2 protein-coding genes are annotated in these 2,330 nt (G+C 45.8%); both read right to left on the bottom strand.

Annotated elements, in window-relative coordinates; genetic code table 11:
* Window positions 1–237: 237 nt before the first annotated feature.
* The gene (locus C7B77_RS28465; RefSeq protein WP_106312988.1) at window positions 238–981 is read right to left on the bottom strand and encodes a peptidylprolyl isomerase; all 744 of its coding nucleotides are present in this window, start codon (window positions 979–981) and stop codon (window positions 238–240) included.
* Window positions 982–1,020: 39 nt separating this feature from the next.
* On the bottom strand, window positions 1,021–2,268 hold the full coding sequence (locus C7B77_RS28460; protein ID WP_106312985.1) for a beta-barrel domain-containing protein: 1,248 nt from the start codon (window positions 2,266–2,268) through the stop codon (window positions 1,021–1,023).
* Window positions 2,269–2,330 lie beyond the last annotated feature (62 nt).

Genomic DNA, 2,330 nt, shown 5'->3' with positions numbered 1-2,330 from the left:
TTACTTGAAGAAAACTGCTAGCCCTGGTATATAAATCTGCTTATTCCCCCTTTTGGAGGGTTTATGCAAAAAACCCCTTACTCAATTTGCCCTCATCCGTAACCACATAAATTTGTTTAACCATTTGTATTCCCTTCTGCCAAACAACTAAGTCTTCAAACTCTTCGATTTTCTTCTTCGAGTACATATATTCCCTCCTTTACCCTTTACCCTTTACCCTTTACCCTTTACCCCTCTCTAATTACTCCCTGCAACAACCAAAGAACTAGTTAAAAGCTTTTGGACTTCTTCATAAATCCACTGATTGAATAGTTCCTCAGTGAGGTATTGACGCATGTCTTCGTCGAGTTGGGCGGGGATAATGTTTTCAAGTTGCAAAACTACCCACCATTCGCCGATTTGTAGGGGTGGCAGGACTTCTAATGGTTGGAGTGTAATTAAGGCATTTGCGAGGATGGGGTCGAGTTTGCCGAGTTCGACGGGGCCACTAATGCCTTTGGTTTTGGCTTCTATGCCTTCAGAGTGGCGGGGAGCTTGTTCGACGAAGGTTGATTCTTCAGAGACTAAGCGGAAGTAAATTTCTTCAGCTACGTCGATTTCTTTAACGCGAATCATCGAAAATACGACTCGATCGATCTGGGATTTACGCTGGCAAAAGTAGGATTCTACTTGGGTTTCCCATTTACTCATTTTGAATTTTCGCAGTTGTAATTCGCGATCGATTAAATCTTTTAAGTCGTCGCGTCCCAACTGTTGCTGTTGTAGCCATAACTCTAAATCTTTGTCGCTACCCAGTTGCTGTTGTTGACAAAACCTTTGGCGGGCTTCTTGATGCTCGGCTTCAGTAATTTCGTAATCCTTAATCGCTGCCTCAATTAACATCTCCTTGGCAAGCTGTGGGACGAGTCGATATTTGCTGATTAATGATAAAAGTTGTTCGGCGGTTAAAGATGTATCACCAATTTGCAAAACAGCAGACATAGATCGTTTCCTAAATGATTGAGATTGAGTGGGATGAAACTAGCGTAAATTCTTAACCCCATCGGACTGTTTCGAGAACATATCCGTAAAGATGCTCATCACCGTGCGATCGCGTAATTTGATATTCGCTTTAACTGACATCCCTGGTTTGAGCTGAATCGCCGCGCCTTTAACTGTGAGGCTCTGTTGGGAGAGTCTGATTCTGGCGGGGAAACGGGCAAAGGGATAGATTTGATCTGGGGGGAGGGCATCGGAACCAATCCATTCGATCGTCCCTTTAACGTCGCCAAATTCGCTAAAGTTAAAGGTGTCGATCCGCACATCTACTTGTTGACCGATTTTGACGAAGCCGATATCTTTGTTGGTAATGTAGACTTTGGCGATGGCGTCTTTACTGGGGATAATTTGGACGATAGGCTCTGGGGAGTTGCTGTTGACTACGCCCTGTGGATAAACTTTGAGTTCAAAGACTTCGCCTGCAACGGGGGCGTGGATTTCTTGATATTTGAGGCTTTGATTGGCTTGGGCAATCTGGTTGGTAATTTCGGTAATTTTCTTCTCGTTTTCGACGATCGATTTATTGAGTTGAGAGTCGATTTCGGCAATCCGTTTGTCGTTTTCGGCGATGCGGGTGAAGAGGTCTTTACGGTTGACGGCGGTGCTATTTGCCAGCTTTGAGGTACTTTGACTGACACTCAGCTCTAACCTGGCATGTTCTTCGTCTAGTTGGGCGATCTCTGACTGGCGTTGTTTGGCGAGCTGCTGTTGTTCTTGAATGCGTTGTTGTTGGCGTTGGGTGTCGGCTTTACTGGTGGAAATCAGGCGGGTTTGTTCGAGTTGGAGTCGGCTTTGTTCTTGAATTTGTTGCTCTAGTTCGCTCTCGCGGGTAACGACTTCTTGTTCTTGACGATCGATCTGAGTTCTGGCAATGGCTCCAGCAGTTCCGGCGGGTTGGAGTTCGGCGAAGATCTTTTTGTTGATGGTTAAGGTTTTTTGGCTGGCACTGATTTTGGCTTGATTTTGAGAAATTTGGCGATCGATTTGACCGAGGGCTGTAGCGAGGCTTTCGCGACTGCTGGCGATTTCACTGTTAATGCTGGTAATGTTGGATTGAATTCCAGCTTGTTGGTTGACTAATCCCTGACGGCGGACGCGGTTTTCACTCAGTTGCTTGCGGACTTGCCCGATTTCAGATTGTCCAGCCGAGATGCGGGTGTTGAGTTCAGTAACGCTCGATTCTAATCGTCGCTGCTGTTCGGGAGTGAGGCTAGCTGTAGCGACCCGCAATTATAAATCATCAAACCCGCAATCATCGCAAAATCGAACCCAGATTAACTGCAACTATCCGA

The organism is Chamaesiphon polymorphus CCALA 037, assembly GCF_003003845.1.
Classification (GTDB): domain Bacteria; phylum Cyanobacteriota; class Cyanobacteriia; order Cyanobacteriales; family Chamaesiphonaceae; genus Chamaesiphon; species Chamaesiphon polymorphus.
The sequence above is the reverse complement of the archived record's forward strand: the minus strand, read 5'-3'. Positions and strand labels throughout refer to the sequence as shown.

What these genes read in the sequence shown, in the direction of transcription:
- C7B77_RS28465 (WP_106312988.1), bottom strand. Translation starts at nt 981, where the DNA reads ATGTCTGCTGTTTTGCAAATTGGTGATACATCTTTAACCGCCGAACAA.